This window comes from Dyadobacter sp. CY261 (genome assembly GCF_021440085.1).
GTDB lineage: Bacteria > Bacteroidota > Bacteroidia > Cytophagales > Spirosomataceae > Dyadobacter.
The window spans coordinates 438504-453776 of the sequence record NZ_JAKCPW010000001.1 but is presented as its reverse complement, the minus strand read 5'-3'; the positions used below and the strand labels follow the sequence as shown (position 1 = coordinate 453776).

Genomic DNA, 15273 nt, shown 5'->3' with positions numbered 1-15273 from the left:
TTTTTTATGCCCTTACCATTCCCGTTCAGCGATAAGGCGACTAACACACCGACACGGTCTCAATTCCCAGCAGTTTTCCCAGCTTACCGATTTTCGAAGAAATGTGCCCGATGCCCACCGCGCAATGGTGCGCAGGTCCATGACTGTTCCATTGCTCCACAAACCGCTTGGCTCCGATCGAAAACTGGTAGCGACTATTCGTGTTCCCGATTTCCAGAACAGGCCCGGGTACTGATTCTCCCTCCGCGACCAGTAGCATCACCTTTCCGTCCACCGTCTCTACCACTGACAGCAACGTCACCGGACCATGCGCGACGCTCATTTCTACCGAAAGGCCATTGCCCACTTTACCATGGTATACGTACAGAGGCTTCACTTTGGTTTTTCCTTGGGCAATGGCAATGTGCCCGGGGCCATCGTGCCCCATCAGCACGACATCGTCTTTGAAATCCATGGCATAATATTCTGTAAAAGAGCCCCCTACACCAAAAGCATCCATGATTTTCATTGCCTGTGCATTCTTCACCTCGTATTCCCCCGCAACCGGAATGCCGCGGGCTGTAAGAAGCGAATTACCGAGGATCACCGAACTCATGGTGTCCTCATTCAGGGGGTTGCCGGTTCCTTTGTGGTAATAGGCCATAGAGCCAAGCTGGTGTATTTCAACAAGCTTTTCCAATGCGGAAGCAGTGCGTGCGGCGCGGCGCAACTCGTAATCGGAGCAATCGGGTTGTATGTCGAAGGTACTGGCAAAGATTTGCAACGTGGCATCCGTCTCCTCTTCCGAAACGGCTTCGCGCAGGGCCGACAATTCATCAACTTCAATGATTTCGACATGCCCGCCAAATGTGGCACATTGCAATGTGAGGTCGGAGTAAATATCAAGCATCCCGCCATAATAGTTACCCATTACACCCAGGCGGTTGTGATACATTGTGTGCGCCACCTTTGCCGCCTCGATCCACTCACGTACTTCCCGCCACACCTCCGGGTCGTCATTCAGCGTGCCGGTGATCTGGTAAAACGGAATGCGGGAGCGCCGGAACACGTTCGCTATCTCCGGCACGGGGCATGCGGAACAGTAGGCAAGCCATTCCCCTGTCATGCGCGTGCGGTCGCCGAGGGCATTGAACCAGCTGTAATCGATCGCTGGCGCGGGTGAGAGGTTCAGCACAATCACGGGCACTTTGGCACGGGCTACAACGGGCAGCACGGTCGAGGATAATGCGTAAGTCGTTACATATAGGAAAATCAGATCCACATCTTCCTGCCGGAAACGGTGCCCTGCCGCCAGTGCTTTTTCAGGGGTGTCGATCAGCCCGAGGTTCACAATCTCGGCTCCGTAGCCACCCAGTCGCCCTTCCACCACATCGACATAGCCTCTCAACCTCACTTCAAGCCCCTCGAATTGTCCCCAATAAGCTTCCAGCCCAATGCCAAATAAGCCGATGCGAAGATTGTACCTTTGCTGTTCTGCCATAGTTCATTATAAAATTGTTGCCTTTCAATAAAGCAGCAATTCCATCGTCTTACTCAAAAAATGTGTAAGACTGACACCATTTGTCGAAATACGAACTGTGGTGCCCGTCCCTCAATTTTTAGTCAGATAATACGTTCCTATGCTGGATCACGGCCGCAGCGCAGCTCAAAACCTCTAAAACGAGAACGGATGAAACGATATATAGTGGCGCTTTTCCTCCTGGTCGGCGCCGTTTCCTGTGAATGGATTGGCAACACGCCCAGTTTTGGGGATGATTTTATCACGTACACCATTCAGGCGGGCAATCATGAAGTCGACCGCAACCTGAACACGCCGTTTACAGCCTCTTCAATGCGTTTTCAAGCGATATTCGATAGTAGTTGTGTTTATAAAAACGCTGTCCCCGAGAATCAGAACGATATCAATAAGCTCTATGGCTTTTCGGATTGCAGCTCGCAACACCAGAACAACAGCGCACGTATCGGCTGGAACTGGCGGGAGGGTGCGCTACGCATTTATGCATACATATATGTCAATGGCGTACGCCAGGAACGCGAACTGGGCACGGCTGAACTCAATGAACTCACCAGCTTCCGCATCGACATTCGCGATAACTCCTATGTTTTCACCTACCGCGGTATAGAAACAACAATGCCGCGCCACTGTTCGGGTGGCGTCGGCATTGCTTACAAGTTACTTCCCTATTTCGGCGGGGACGAAGCCGCGCCTCAGGAGATCCGGATTAAAATCAGGAATTTATAATATTGGTATAAACGGTAATTGACTCGGCCGGTACAGTCAATGCGCCCTCGTCTAACCGTTCGGACAATTCCTGTGACCCATTCCAAATGGGATCGGACGAGGCGATCAGCTTCTGCCATGCCGAATGTTCAGATGGCAAAGACGCATTTTGAGAGGATTTCGAGAAATTCAAAAACGCAACCAAATGTTGTTGCTCCCATACGCGTTGGACGATAATCAACTTGTTCTCTTCAAAAACCTCCACCGACAGCCCTGTGCGATCGCATTCCTTCAATACAGGTTCGGTCTTGCGCAAGGCAATCCACTTTTGGTAGTACCGGAACATACTTTGGTGCGGTTCCTGATCGGGTAAATTCCATTGTATTTTCGAATTTTCGAAGGTTTCGGCCGCAACCGGATCCGGTGCTTCGCCTTCCAGATGAAAAGCGGCAAATTCACTTTTGCGGCCTTTCCGTACGGCTTCTGCCAGCTCGGGGTCGGTGTGGCTTACGAAATACTGGAACGGATTAGTCTCCGACCATTCTTCGCCCATGAAAAGCAGGGGTACAAACGGACTAATGAAAACCGCTCCCGCAAGTAATTTCTGCATTTCAAAACTTACTAGTTGGCTCGTGCGCTCGCCGAGCATACGGTTACCGACATGGTCATGGTTTTGGGAAAACACAATAAACTGATGCCCCGGTATACCGTCGGCCTTCATCCCGAACTTTCTCTTCCGGTGCTCCGAATAAATGCCGTCGAACACATAAGCATCGCGAAAAGACTTGGCAAGTGCAACAACACCGTCAAAATCAGAATAATAACCGCTCCGCTCCTGTCCGGAGCTTACCCGCAACGCATGGTGGAATTCATCGATCCATTGGGCATGCATGCCATAGCCGTTCTTCTCAATGGGATCAACAAACCGCGTGTCGTTCAAGTCCATTTCGACGATCAGATAATGCTCCCGGCCCGTTTCCTGCGAAAGCGCATCCACACTTTCCCTGATCTCCCGCAAAATATGCTTCGGGCCAAAATCCTTAATCGCATGCACGGCGTCCAGGCGCAGCCCATCAATATGGAAATCACGGAACCACATCAACGTATTTTGCAGGAAATAATGCCGCACCGCATCCGACCATTGATCATCGAAATTGATCGCGTCTCCCCATGGCGTGTGGTATTTATCCGTGAAATAATGCCCGAAAGTGCCCAGGATATTTCCCTCGGGTCCGAGGTGGTTGTAAACCATGTCCAGAACCACCGCAATCCCTTTTGCATGACAGGCATTCACCAGCCGCTGTAAAGCCGCCGGGCCCCCATAAGAATTTTGCACGCTATACGGAAAAACGCCATCGTAGCCCCAGTTGCGATTCCCTGCGAACTGTGATAAAGGCATGATTTCAATCGCATTAATGCCAAGCTGGACCAGATAGTCGAGCTTCGCCCGTATGGCGTCCAATGAACCCTGGTCTGTAAACGTGCCGACATGAAGTTCATATATGATATAGTCTTTCATGCTCGGATTCTTCCAATCCTGGTCTGTCCATTCGAATTTCTGCAAATCGAAGGCTTCGGACGGGCCGTGAACATCATCTGGCTGGTGGAGGGTGGCGGGATCGGGGTACGGGCCCTGGCCGTCGATCAGGAAACTGTAACGGTCTCCTGGCAACAACTTCCCCGTTTCCAAGGTCCAAAACCCATATTCACCTTTTTCAAGGTCGAGCGGCTGTGCTGATCCGCCAAATTCCATCTGAACTTTTTCCGCCTTCGAAGCCCACACAAGTACCTGCGCTTCGCCCTGCTCACTGAAAGTTACGCCCGGTCGCTGTTGCATTAAACTTTCGTAACTCATATTTTTTGCTCCTCCAATGCATGTCTGAATACCACTACCGAACGGCTTTCTACCGTAAAACTGCCACCCGGCGTCAACACCTGACCGTCGTTGCTCACGCAGGAGTCGGCGGTATCGATCACTTTTCGCCATTCGCTTCCGTACTTTTCGTGTGGAAGCGTGTATTCAACCGGTTCGTAATGCGCATTAAATATGATATAAAAACTGTCGTCGTAAATCGGGTTACCTTTGGGATCCATGTGTCTGATCCCTTTACCATTCAGAAATATACCGAGCGATTTTGCATAATCATGGTTCCAGTTTTCGTCGGGCATTTCCTGGCCGTCTGGTAAAAACCAGGCTATGTCTTCCGAGCCGATCCCTTTGATAGGCAGACCACGGAACCAATGCTTGCGCCTGAACGTGGGATGAGCCTTACAGAGCGCGATCAGCTTTTGCGTAAATGCAAGCAAATTCTTGTCCACTTGATCCCAGTTGAGCCACGAAATCTCATTATCCTGGCAATAGGCATTGTTATTACCATGCTGCGTACGTCCCCATTCGTCTCCGGCCACCAGCATGGGTACACCCTGCGAAAGGAATAAGGTAGTCAGAAAATTACGTTTTTGTTTGTTCCGCAATTCAATAACATCTTTATCCGTCGTAGGCCCCTCGGCCCCGCAGTTCCACGAGCTGTTATGGCTCTCACCGTCGCGGCCTCCTTCCCCATTCTCATCATTACGCTTATGATTATACGAAACAAGGTCGTTCAATGTAAAGCCGTCATGTGCGGTAATGAAATTGATACTGGCAGTTGGCCTGCGGTCCTCTCCTTTGTACAGATCGGAACTACCTGTGAAGCGCTCGGCAAATTCGGCCAGCATACTATCGGCACCGCGCCAGTAATCGCGCATGCAATCGCGGTAACGACCATTCCATTCCGCCCAACCGATGGGAAATTTACCGACCTGATAACCGTCGAAGCCAATGTCCCACGGTTCGGCGATCAACTTTACTTGCGAAATCACCGGATCCTGGTGAATAATATCGAAAAACGCGCTCAGACGGTCGACCTCGTGCAGCTCTCGGGCCAGGGTCGAGGCCAGATCGAAACGAAAGCCGTCGACGTGCATCTCGGTGATCCAGTAGCGCAGGCTGTCCATGATGAGCCGCAGCACACTCGGAAGCCTGGCGTTCAACGTATTGCCTGTACCGGTATAGTCCATGTAGTAACGGCCATCCATCAGACGATAGTAAGCCATATTGTCGATGCCCCTGAATGAAAGTGTCGGCCCCATCTGGTTTCCTTCGCCAGTATGATTGTATACCACGTCCAGGATCACCTCAATTCCTGCTTTGTGCAGCTCTTTCACCATGTGCTTGAACTCCTTCACCTGCTCTCCATGCGTACCGGAACTGCTGTAACGGACATCAGGTGCGAAAAATCCAATGGAATTATAACCCCAATAATTGGACAGCCCGCGTTCTTGCAAGTGCCTGTCAGAAATAAAGTGATGCACCGGCATGAGCTCCACCGCATTGACGCCGAGTTTTTTTAGATACGCAATGCTGCTTGGATGCGCCAAGCCGGCGTAAGTTCCACGTATTTCTTCGGGGATATCGGGATGAAGGCAGCTAAAACCCTTCACATGGAGTTCATAAATGATCGTATCGTGATAGGGGATTTCAGGAGCAGTCACCCCTTCCCAGTCGAAAAGTTGATCGGCTACGACAGATTTGGGAATATATGGCGCACTGTCGGACTCGCTGAAACTCAGGTCTTCTTCCGGGTCGCCAATATTATACCCAAATAATGCATCGTGCCATTTCACTGTGCCGGAAATGGCCTTCGCGTAGGGATCGATGAGTAATTTGTTTGGATTAAAACGAAGTCCAACAGTGGGTTCATAAGGACCGTGTACCCGATAACCGTAAAGTTGACCGGGTTTGAGGCCTGGTACGTAGGCGTGCCAGACATAATGTGAAACTTCTTTGATTTGTATTTTAATTTGTTCGGATCTGGCATCGGGGCTATCAAAAAGGCACAATTCCACACCTGTGGCATTTTCAGAATACAGCGCAAAATTCACCCCTTTTCCATCCCACGTCGCCCCAAGCGGGTAAGGCTCGCCAGGATATACTTCAACATTACTTCGATCTGATTGATCAACTAGTTTCTTATTGGCAATCTTCTTCATATTCAGCTTATTTAAGTCTCGTCACGCCGCTCCCCACCTCATTCTCCATCATGCAGCTTCATGCGTTTCGCTGAGGTATTTGACAACAAGATTTGGCGTTAGTACAGCTTTTGATACAAAATTATGCCAATGCAGCCCGAACACATCCGGGAAGAAATTCCACAACAGGGCCAGGGTTTTATCAGATTCAGCAATGCTATGTACAAATCACAGTTATTGGATACCTACCATTTTCTCGAAAAAGTATCGGGTTTCAACGAGGACACCGAATACGACCCAGCCGACCAGCCACATATTGACGCACTGCGTAACCTGGCGGAATCGAGAGACCAAAAAGCTATTGTCGAGGAGTTTAACAAACCCTTTCTTCACCCTATGGTGACAATTCAGCAGCATGTCGACGAGTTGAAGGAGCTGGTAAGGCTGGAATTGCTCGACCGGCAGGCAGATCCCGGGTGATATCTTAGGAGGAAACGATGCCAGTTTGTATCTTGTGGTATAATTTTTACAGCGCATGCAAGGATACGCATACCGCAACGCTGATACACACACTTCGTTATTTGTGTCAGAGCGAGCCAATCGTATAGACACCCGGTGCAACGCACCCCGAGCTTAGAAGCTTACAATTAGTGCCCATTTTACCCAAGACCATGATCCTTATTGTCGACGACAGGCCGGAAAATATTTTACCGCTCAAAAAAATCCTGGAACTCCACAATTTTAGGACCGACACGGCAGAGTCGGGCGAAGAAGCATTGAAAAAAGTCCTTAATACGACCTACTCGGTAATCATTCTGGACGTCCAAATGCCAGGCATGGATGGCTTTGAGGTGGCAGAGGCCATTGCAGGGTTCGGTAAGGCGCGCGACACCCCGATTATTTTCCTTTCCGCGGTTAATACCGAAAAAAAATTCATTACCAGAGGTTACTCCTCAGGTGGTATCGATTACCTGACCAAGCCCGTCGATCCCGACATCCTGCTGTTGAAAGTGAAGACATTTTACAGGCTCTTCGAACAACAACAGGAGTTGAAAGCCATCCAGGAGTCGCTCCGGCAGGAGATCGACATCCGGAAGCATGCCCAGGAAGAACTAGCGGCGCGAATGGACGAGTTGCAATTTATACTCGAATCGTTGCCGCAGATTGCGTTCACCATTCGTACCGACGGAAAGATCGAGTATGTAAACAAGCATTGGTTCCAGTATTCCGCCGACGCCCAGGTATTTCCTGACATCCATCCCGATGACCCTATTTGGGAGCAATGGCGGCAACATTTCGAGCATGGGATCGAATTTTCGGGCGAAACCCGCTTGAAACATCTTGAAACCGGCGACTTTAAATATTTCCTGCTTAAAATCATCCCAGTGCGGCAGCATGGCGTAACCGTTCGGTGGGTAGGCACATTCACGGACATTCATCAGCAAAAGGTGGCTAATGAAGTGCTGGAACACAAAGTTGACCTGCGGACGAAGGAGCTCGTGGATAAAAACCAGGAACTCGAAACGACCAACCATGAACTGCAACAATTTGCGTGGGTAGTGTCGCACGATTTAAAAGAGCCGCTACGCAAAATACAGACGTTCAACCATTTGATTAAAGACAAATACCTCTCGGGCAATGAGGAGGCCATTTCTTATCTCAACAGATCGATCAGTTCTTCGGCACGGATGTCGCGCCTTATCAGCGATTTACTCGACTACTCGCGCCTTTCGGTAACCTCCTATTTCCAGCCGACCGATCTGAATGCGTTGGTAGAAGAACTGCTCGGCGATTTTGACGAAATCATCCGTGAGAAAAAAGCCAGCATCCGCAAAGACCACCTTCCGTTCATTGAGACGATCCCGAGCCAGATCCGGCAAGTGTTTCAGAACCTGATCAGCAATGCACTGAAGTTTTCAAGGCCCGAAGTGGCACCCGTCATCGATATCCGTTACGAGATCATCGAGCGAAAGGAGCCCACCGGGCCCGCATCCCCCGAAGGTCATTTTTGCAGGATCAGTATTTCCGATAATGGGATCGGCTTTGATGAGAAATTCCTCGACCGGATCTTTGTTATTTTTCAGCGTCTCAACAATCTCAATGCCTATGAAGGGACAGGCATAGGGTTGGCCATTGCCAAAAAGATCATGGATAAACATAACGGCCTGATCTCCGCCCGGAGCGTCGAAAATGAAGGATCCGAGTTCATCATCGTGCTGCCGCTCGTCCAGGAACGCACATTGGCCCCCATTAATATTGAAAATTAGCTGATGTTTATTATATGAAGAAAGTTTCCAGTTCTATTATCCAGCAGTTACAGATCGTATTTTCCTTCTCCATCCTGCTCCTTTTTTTCAGTCTTCTGGCATCGTATTACAGCACCCAGAAATTGATCAACAACTCGGAGCTCGTCAATCACACCAACGAGGTACTTATCGAAGCGGAGGCTATCATTTCGCATATGAAGGATGCCGAAACCGGCCAGCGCGGATTCCTAATCACTACCGAAGCGCAATTTCTCGAGCCGTATGAAGGCGCATACGAAAAAACCACCGAGAGCTACAACAACCTACTGGAACTGACGGCCGATAATCCGGTACAGCAAAAGAATTTACGCGAGGTAAAAGCCCTATACGAAGCCAAATTTGGCCAGATGCAGAACATCATCGATATGGCGAAGAAAAATTCCAACTTCATCGATGACACCGAGGGCCGGTTGCGGGAAATGGTGCGGGGCAAAAAGATTATGGACGACCTGCGGCTTGCTACCCAGCGTATCAAGCAAGAGGAAAGTTCAAATTTGACGAAGCGCCTGGAACAACAACAAGTTTACATTAAATATACCCCTCTTCTGCTGGTTGCCGCAGCATTGATATCTATCCTGATCACCGTTTCTTCGTACCTGCGTATCCGGGCGGACATGGGTAAGCGCATTGCACAGCAACTCCTCGACGAAGAAAAGTATGCCGAGACCAACCGCCGCATTAGTCATGTTGAACAGATTGCGCAGCGGGTGTCTGAGGGAGATTATACGGCTCGAAGCCAGGATGTTAGCGAAGACGAACTGGGCCGGATTTCAACCGCACTGAACGCAATGACCGTTTCGCTTGAACAGACATTCAGCGACCTGAGTACCAAGAATTGGTTGCAGGCCGGTGAAGTGCAGGTCAACGACGCGATCCGCGGTGAGCGTGTACTCAAAAAACTGTCTGCCAACCTCATCAACACCCTCACAGCCTACTCCGGTGCCAACCTTGGTACGGTTTATATCCTCGATACCGACTGGAATTTCCGGCTCACCGGCAGTTTTGCCGCCCACAATGCGCCCGAATCGGTGGCAGCAGGCCAGGGTCTGCCGGGCCAGGTTATTGAGACTAAGAAAACGCTGATTGTACGCGATGTTCCCGAAAATTATCTGAAAGTGACATCCAGTCTTGGCGAAGCCAGTCCGGCGGCGCTGGTGATCCTCCCCCTCGTTTATTCTTACGATTGTATCGGGGTGATCGAGCTGGGTTTTCTCAAAGCCCCCGAAGACCTGGCGATACAGTTCCTCGAAGACAACCTGGAAACCATCGCCAGCGGGGTAAACTCGGCATTGGATTACTTGAAACTCCAAAACTTCCTGGAAGAAACCCAGGCACAATCGGAAGAACTGCAAACGCAGCACAATGAGCTCGAAAACCTGAATGCAGAGCTCGAAGCTCAATCGCAGAAATTGCAGGCTTCGGAAGAAGAACTTCGCGTGCAGCAGGAAGAATTGCAGCAGACCAACCAGGAACTGGAAGAACGAAGCGGCCTGCTGGAAGAAAAAAATGTTGAAATACAAAAAAAAGCCGAAGAGCTGGAAACGACGACGCGGTACAAATCCGAGTTTCTGGCCAATATGTCGCACGAATTGCGGACGCCACTGAATTCAATCCTGTTGCTGAGCAGGTTACTTGCTGAAAACGACGAGCAAAATCTGACCGGAGAACAAATCGAATACGCGACCGTCATTCAGTCGTCCGGTAATGGTTTGCTGGGGCTAATCGATGAAATCCTGGACCTGTCGAAGATCGAGGCCGGAAAAATGGAGCTGGAATATGTAACTGTTTCAATCAGAGAAATCAGCGACGATTTAAAGGGACTTTTCTCGCCAATTGCAAGAGAAAAAGGGCTTGATTTTTCAGTGACGGTCGCAAGCGGTGTTCCGCCGGTGATCGAAACGGATAAAATGCGTATGGAGCAAGTCCTGAAAAACCTCGTATCCAACGCATTGAAGTTTACTGCCCGGGGATCCGTCAATATTACAATAGGGCTTCAAGATGGCAATGATAAAATGGTGTGCTTTGCCGTACGTGACACGGGCATTGGTGTAGCACCTGAGAAACAACAGCATATTTTTGAAGCATTTCAGCAGGCTGATGGTTCTACCAAACGCAAATATGGCGGCACCGGGCTGGGCTTGTCGATCAGTCGTGAGCTGGCTAAATTGCTGGGCGGGGAAATATCGCTCACCAGTGTTGTGGACCAAGGCAGCGAATTCAAATTTTTTGTGCCCATCGGACCGCAATATGGCATTGCTTTGCCTGAAACGGGTAATTTCTTCGTGCACCATCAGGAGGAAACGCCTGCAAAATCTGCGCCGAAGGCTGAAAACCAGTTTATCAGCACTGTCATTCCTGAAAGCATTCCAGACGACCGGGCGACTGTCAGCGAGGCCGACAAAACAATCCTGATCGTTGAAGACGACACGCTATTTGCCAAATCACTCCTCGATTATACTCGTAAACAAGGGTACAAAGGCATTGTGGGTGTGCGGGGCGACGAAGGGCTGGAACTGGCGCGGACTTTCAAACCAATGGGTATCTTGCTCGACATCCAGCTGCCGGTATTAAGCGGCTGGGCGGTGATGGACCAACTGAAAAACGATCCTGAAACGCGGCATATTCCGGTGCATATTATGTCGTCGCACCGGATGAAAAACGAGAGCTTGCAAAAAGGCGCGGTGGATTTTATCGACAAGCCGGTGGCGATCGAGAAAATGGACGAGATTTTCAAAAAGATTGAATATGTCATCAGTAAAAAATCTAAGAAAGTACTGATCGTGGAGGATAATTCCATGCATGCCAAAGCATTGGCTTATTTCCTCGGCACATTTGAAATCCACTCGGAGCTCAAAAGCGATATTCATGAGGGAATCAGTGCGCTATCCAACAATGAGGTCGACTGCGTGATCCTCGATATGGGTATTCCTGATAAAAAAGCCTACGATATGCTGGAAGAGGCCAAAAAGAACCCCGAATTCGAGCATATCCCTATCATTATCTTCACCGGGAAAAGCCTGTCGATGACCGAGGAACTGCGTATCAAGCAGTATGCAGACTCAATCATCATCAAAACAGCACATTCTTACCAGCGCATGCTCGATGAAGTGTCGCTTTTCCTGCATGTAGTCGAAGAGAACAAGAAAAATGCCAGCCAAATCTCCGATTCCCGTAAACTCGGCGGATTGGGTGAGATTTTAAACAACAAAACGGTACTCATTGCCGATGACGATGTGCGGAATATTTTTTCGCTTTCAAAATCATTGGAAAATTATAAAATGAACGTCCTTACTGCGTTGGATGGCAACGAAGCATTGCAGAAACTGCAAGAAAACCCCAACGTGGATGTGGTTCTGCTCGACATGATGATGCCGCATATGGACGGTTACGAAACAGCCAAGCGCATTCGCAAAAACCCGCAATGGCGTAATCTGCCGGTGATTGCCGTGACAGCCAAAGCAATGACCGGCGACCGGGAAAAATGCATCAATGCCGGTGCTTCAGATTATATTACCAAACCTGTGGATATCGACCAGTTGATGTCGCTGCTGCGGGTGTGGCTTTACGAAAAATCCTGACCCTCACAATGGAAAAGAAAAAAATTATGATCGTTGATGACGACGCCCGCAACATCTTCGCGCTCAAAGCGACCCTCAAATCCAAGGGATTCGACTGCATTGCGTGTACCGGTGCATCGGAAGCGCTGGAAATACTCCGGACGGAGCAGCTCGTGGATGCCGTGCTGATCGACATGATGATGCCCGAAATGGATGGCTACGAAGCCATACCGCTCATTAAGGAGCTCGACACCAGACAGTCGGTTCCAGTAATTGCTGTTACCGCACAGGCTATGGTAGGCGACCGCGAAAAGTGCTTCGAAGCCGGTGCCGACGACTACATTTCCAAACCCATCGATGTCGACAAACTTTTACGGATACTAAGCGCTATCTGAGCTCATGATAGAGGAGGAAGACATCGATCTTTTGCTGAACGATCTGTTCGATCTTTACGGATACGATTTCACGCGGTATTCACGCGCTTCCCTGAAACGCCGCGTGGTACGGTTGTGTTCGCTCGACAAATTCCCAAGCTTCGCGGAATTGCGCTACCGTGTACGCAACGATCCATCGTATCTTAAACGGTTTGTTGAAGAAGTCACCGTGAATGTTACCGAAATGTTCCGGGATCCTTCATTTTACAAATCCCTTCGCGAGGAGGTCCTTCCTGTACTCGGTACCAAACCGTTTATCAGGGTGTGGCATGCGGGCTGCTCTACCGGGGAAGAAGTATACTCAATGGCGATTTTGCTCAGGGAGGCAAACTTGCTGCGCCGCTCCTTACTGTATGCGACAGACCTCAATCCGAGCGTTTTGGAAAAAGTCAGAAAAGGTATATTTCCACTGGCATTGATGAAGCAATATTCCGAAAGCTACATTACCTCGGGTGGGACAAACGATTTTTCGAGCTATTACACGGCCCAGTACGGCCAGGCCAAGTTCAATGCGGAGCTATCAGAGAAAATCATCATTTCGACCCATAACCTCGTTTCTGACAGTTCCTTCAATGAGTTTGATTTGATCCTGTGCCGCAATGTGCTGATATACTTCGATAAAGAGTTACAGGACAGAGTGTTAAAACTATTCGACGCAAGCCTGGGGACTCTTGGTTATCTTGCATTAGGGACTAAGGAAACGTTGAAATTCTCGGGTGTACAAAACAAGTTCAAACAACTGAACCGGGAAAAAATATGGAAGAAAATCTCATGAACAAAGTTTGTGAATTACTTCTTATTGGTGGTTCCGCGGGCAGCCTCGAAGTGTTGTTCAAGCTGCTTCCTCTGCTGCGGGCAGACCTTCCGTTCCCCGTTGCACTCGTATTACACCGGCGAAATTCAGCCGATTCATCATTATCTAACCTACTGGCTTCCAAGACATTGAACCCTACGCATGAAGTCGAAGACAAGGAGGCAATCGTACCGGGAACAATATATCTTACCCCGGCAGACTACCATCTGCTGATCGAACACGACCGTACATTTTCTCTCGATTACTCCGAAAAGGTACATTTCAGCCGCCCCAGTATCGACGTCACGTTCGAGTCGGCGGCCGAAGTGTATGGCTCAAAACTAGTGGCCATCCTCCTTTCTGGTGCGAATGAGGATGGTACCAGTGGCCTGGTGGCCGTAAAACAGGTGGGGGGTACAGCTGTGGTACAAAATCCTGAAACCGCCCAAATGCCTTTTATGCCACATAACGCCATGATGCATTCACAGGTCGATCATGTTTTTGATACCATGCAAATGGCGGCTTTCATCAACAGCCTGGCATAGTATTTACTATCAATCGTTGATTTTTACCATAAAAGCGAGATTCAGTCTTTCTTTTTAAACTGGTTTATGAGGAGATTTGTGAAGAGTTTAAAACAGTAAGACCATGGCAAAGCCCAGCAAAATATACAGCGTTTTATTCAATAAATGCCCCCGATGTGGTAAAGGCGATTTTTTTATCAGCAAAAGTGCTTACAGCCTCCGCAATTTTGACAAAATGAACCGCTATTGCTCAAATTGCGGTGCCGATTTTGTACCCGAGCCCGGTTTTTACCAGGGAGCACTGTACATCAGCTATGCATTGTACGTGGCGTTTATGGTGATGTACTTCCTGGTTTTCGTCAACTTTTTTAAACAATACCTCGATTATTTTCTGGTTAGCATTATCCCCGTCCTCATTATCCTGACGCCGCTTTTCTACCGCATCGCTCGCCGGACCTGGCTCGCGTTGTTCATCAAACCGGCTTCTTCTGAGGAACGGTCGGCCTAATGCCTTTATAAAGCAGGGCTCTTTCTGAAATCTTCCGGCGTCATGCCGGTTTCTTTCCTGAAGAACTTGGTGAAATACGAATTATCATTGAAATTAAGCTTGTAGGCGATTTCGGAGACGGTCAGGTCCAGATTAATTAATAACCTTCTTGCCTCTAAAACGATCCGGTTCCTGATCAGTTCTCCGGCCTGCATGCCCAGGTGTTCCTTGCACAATGCATTGAGGTGATTGGGGGTCACATTCAGCATTTCGGCATAATGCCCAGGCAGCCTGACGCGGTCGTAGTGCTTATCGATCAGTCGGATAAAACTTTTCACAATCGCATTTTTGCCTTTCTCGGCTCCCTTCTTTCGGTCTACCGAATCACTTTGCTCGATAGTCAGGAAAATTTGCAGGAGCAAAACACGCACCATATCGTCGCGGAGATTTGTCGTGCGGTGGTTAAGCAACAATAATTCCTGAAACAGCCTGCCAACAGATTCCCTGATATTTTCAGCAAGGATCAGCACATTGTTGCTACTATCCTGGTCAAAAAACGAAAATGAATCGAGGTAATCGGGTTGCAATAAGAAAGATTTGAAAAACGATTCCGAAAAATTGACAACATATCCCTCCATTTTGCCTTTGAAATCCCATGAATGGATCTGGCCGGGGATCATAAAATAGATCTGGTAAGGCTGGGCCTGGAAATGGTGGAAATCAATGGTATGCCGACCACTGCCTTCGGTAAAAAGTACCAGATGATAGAAGCTGTGGCGATGCGGAAAAACCAGACTTTGGTGCTCATGCAAATAATCCGAGAACCGGGCGATCATAATGTGATCTTCGCGGTATTCGGAAAGCGGGCCGATGTCGAGCCGGGGAAATGAACCGTGCATGGATATCCTGAATTGGGTCAGAGCCGGCAATTTAGGGTTTA

General features: G+C 49.1%; 12 protein-coding genes. 8 read left to right on the top strand and 4 right to left on the bottom strand.

Going from position 1 to position 15273, the window contains the following annotated elements; genetic code table 11:
• Positions 1 to 40 precede the first annotated feature (40 nt).
• Positions 41 to 1480: an arabinose isomerase gene (locus LZD49_RS01840; RefSeq protein ID WP_234665607.1), complete on the bottom strand. Its 1440-nt coding sequence runs from the start codon at positions 1478 to 1480 to the stop codon at positions 41 to 43.
• Between the two features lie 189 nt (positions 1481 to 1669).
• Between LZD49_RS01840 and LZD49_RS01835 the strand changes: the two genes are divergently transcribed.
• Positions 1670 to 2242, top strand: a complete 573-nt coding sequence (locus LZD49_RS01835) for a hypothetical protein (protein ID WP_234665606.1) — start codon at positions 1670 to 1672, stop codon at positions 2240 to 2242.
• On the opposite strand, the gene treZ is transcribed toward LZD49_RS01835, so the two are convergent.
• Positions 2229 to 4076 (bottom strand): malto-oligosyltrehalose trehalohydrolase, encoded by a 1848-nt coding sequence (treZ, locus tag LZD49_RS01830; protein ID WP_234665605.1) that lies wholly within the window; start codon positions 4074 to 4076, stop codon positions 2229 to 2231. The two genes, LZD49_RS01835 and treZ, sit on opposite strands and share 14 nt — an antisense overlap.
• Positions 4073 to 6253 carry a glycogen debranching protein GlgX gene (gene glgX, locus LZD49_RS01825; protein ID WP_234665604.1) on the bottom strand — a complete coding sequence of 727 codons (2181 nt, stop codon included), beginning with the start codon at positions 6251 to 6253 and terminating at the stop codon, positions 4073 to 4075. The genes treZ and glgX overlap by 4 nt, the downstream gene beginning before the upstream one ends.
• 129 nt (positions 6254 to 6382) lie before the next feature.
• Between glgX and LZD49_RS01820 the strand changes: the two genes are divergently transcribed.
• The 7 genes from LZD49_RS01820 (at position 6383) to LZD49_RS01790 (ending at position 14354) form a co-directional block, all read left to right on the top strand.
• Positions 6383 to 6712, top strand: a complete 330-nt coding sequence (locus LZD49_RS01820; RefSeq protein ID WP_234665603.1) for a hypothetical protein — start codon at positions 6383 to 6385, stop codon at positions 6710 to 6712.
• Positions 6713 to 6903: 191 nt separating this feature from the next.
• Entirely contained in the window at positions 6904 to 8499 is a 1596-nt protein-coding gene (locus tag LZD49_RS01815) for a response regulator (protein ID WP_234665602.1), read from the top strand.
• Positions 8500 to 8513: 14 nt separating this feature from the next.
• Positions 8514 to 12116, top strand: coding sequence for a response regulator (locus LZD49_RS01810; RefSeq protein ID WP_234665601.1), 3603 nt, complete (start codon positions 8514 to 8516; stop codon positions 12114 to 12116).
• A gap of 8 nt (positions 12117 to 12124) precedes the next feature.
• Positions 12125 to 12490: a response regulator gene (locus tag LZD49_RS01805; RefSeq protein WP_234665600.1), complete on the top strand. Its 366-nt coding sequence runs from the start codon at positions 12125 to 12127 to the stop codon at positions 12488 to 12490.
• Positions 12491 to 12494: 4 nt separating this feature from the next.
• Entirely contained in the window at positions 12495 to 13304 is an 810-nt protein-coding gene (locus LZD49_RS01800) for a protein-glutamate O-methyltransferase CheR (protein WP_234665599.1), read from the top strand.
• Complete coding sequence (locus tag LZD49_RS01795; protein WP_234665598.1) at positions 13286 to 13867, top strand: chemotaxis protein CheB; 582 nt, start codon at positions 13286 to 13288, stop codon at positions 13865 to 13867. Before LZD49_RS01800 ends, LZD49_RS01795 begins: the two co-directional genes overlap by 19 nt.
• 103 nt (positions 13868 to 13970) lie before the next feature.
• Positions 13971 to 14354 carry a DUF983 domain-containing protein gene (locus LZD49_RS01790; protein ID WP_234665597.1) on the top strand — a complete coding sequence of 128 codons (384 nt, stop codon included), beginning with the start codon at positions 13971 to 13973 and terminating at the stop codon, positions 14352 to 14354.
• 5 nt (positions 14355 to 14359) lie between these two features.
• Here LZD49_RS01790 and LZD49_RS01785 read toward each other — a convergent pair whose 3' ends face one another.
• A complete protein-coding gene (locus LZD49_RS01785) occupies positions 14360 to 15232 on the bottom strand; it encodes a helix-turn-helix transcriptional regulator (protein WP_234665596.1) in 873 nt (290 codons plus the stop codon).
• Between the last annotated feature and the right edge of the window lie 41 nt (positions 15233 to 15273).

Bases quoted from the DNA above. Each gene is read 5' to 3' on its own strand.
- LZD49_RS01840 (WP_234665607.1), bottom strand. From the start codon at position 1,480: ATGGCAGAACAGCAAAGGTACAATCTTCGCATCGGCTTATTTGGCATT.
- LZD49_RS01835 (WP_234665606.1), top strand. From the start codon at position 1,670: ATGAAACGATATATAGTGGCGCTTTTCCTCCTGGTCGGCGCCGTTTCC.
- treZ (WP_234665605.1), bottom strand. From the start codon at position 4,076: ATGAGTTACGAAAGTTTAATGCAACAGCGACCGGGCGTAACTTTCAGT.
- glgX (WP_234665604.1), bottom strand. From the start codon at position 6,253: ATGAAGAAGATTGCCAATAAGAAACTAGTTGATCAATCAGATCGAAGT.
- LZD49_RS01820 (WP_234665603.1), top strand. From the start codon at position 6,383: ATGCAGCCCGAACACATCCGGGAAGAAATTCCACAACAGGGCCAGGGT.
- LZD49_RS01815 (WP_234665602.1), top strand. From the start codon at position 6,904: ATGATCCTTATTGTCGACGACAGGCCGGAAAATATTTTACCGCTCAAA.
- LZD49_RS01810 (WP_234665601.1), top strand. From the start codon at position 8,514: ATGAAGAAAGTTTCCAGTTCTATTATCCAGCAGTTACAGATCGTATTT.
- LZD49_RS01805 (WP_234665600.1), top strand. From the start codon at position 12,125: ATGGAAAAGAAAAAAATTATGATCGTTGATGACGACGCCCGCAACATC.
- LZD49_RS01800 (WP_234665599.1), top strand. From the start codon at position 12,495: ATGATAGAGGAGGAAGACATCGATCTTTTGCTGAACGATCTGTTCGAT.
- LZD49_RS01795 (WP_234665598.1), top strand. From the start codon at position 13,286: ATGGAAGAAAATCTCATGAACAAAGTTTGTGAATTACTTCTTATTGGT.
- LZD49_RS01790 (WP_234665597.1), top strand. From the start codon at position 13,971: ATGGCAAAGCCCAGCAAAATATACAGCGTTTTATTCAATAAATGCCCC.
- LZD49_RS01785 (WP_234665596.1), bottom strand. From the start codon at position 15,232: ATGCACGGTTCATTTCCCCGGCTCGACATCGGCCCGCTTTCCGAATAC.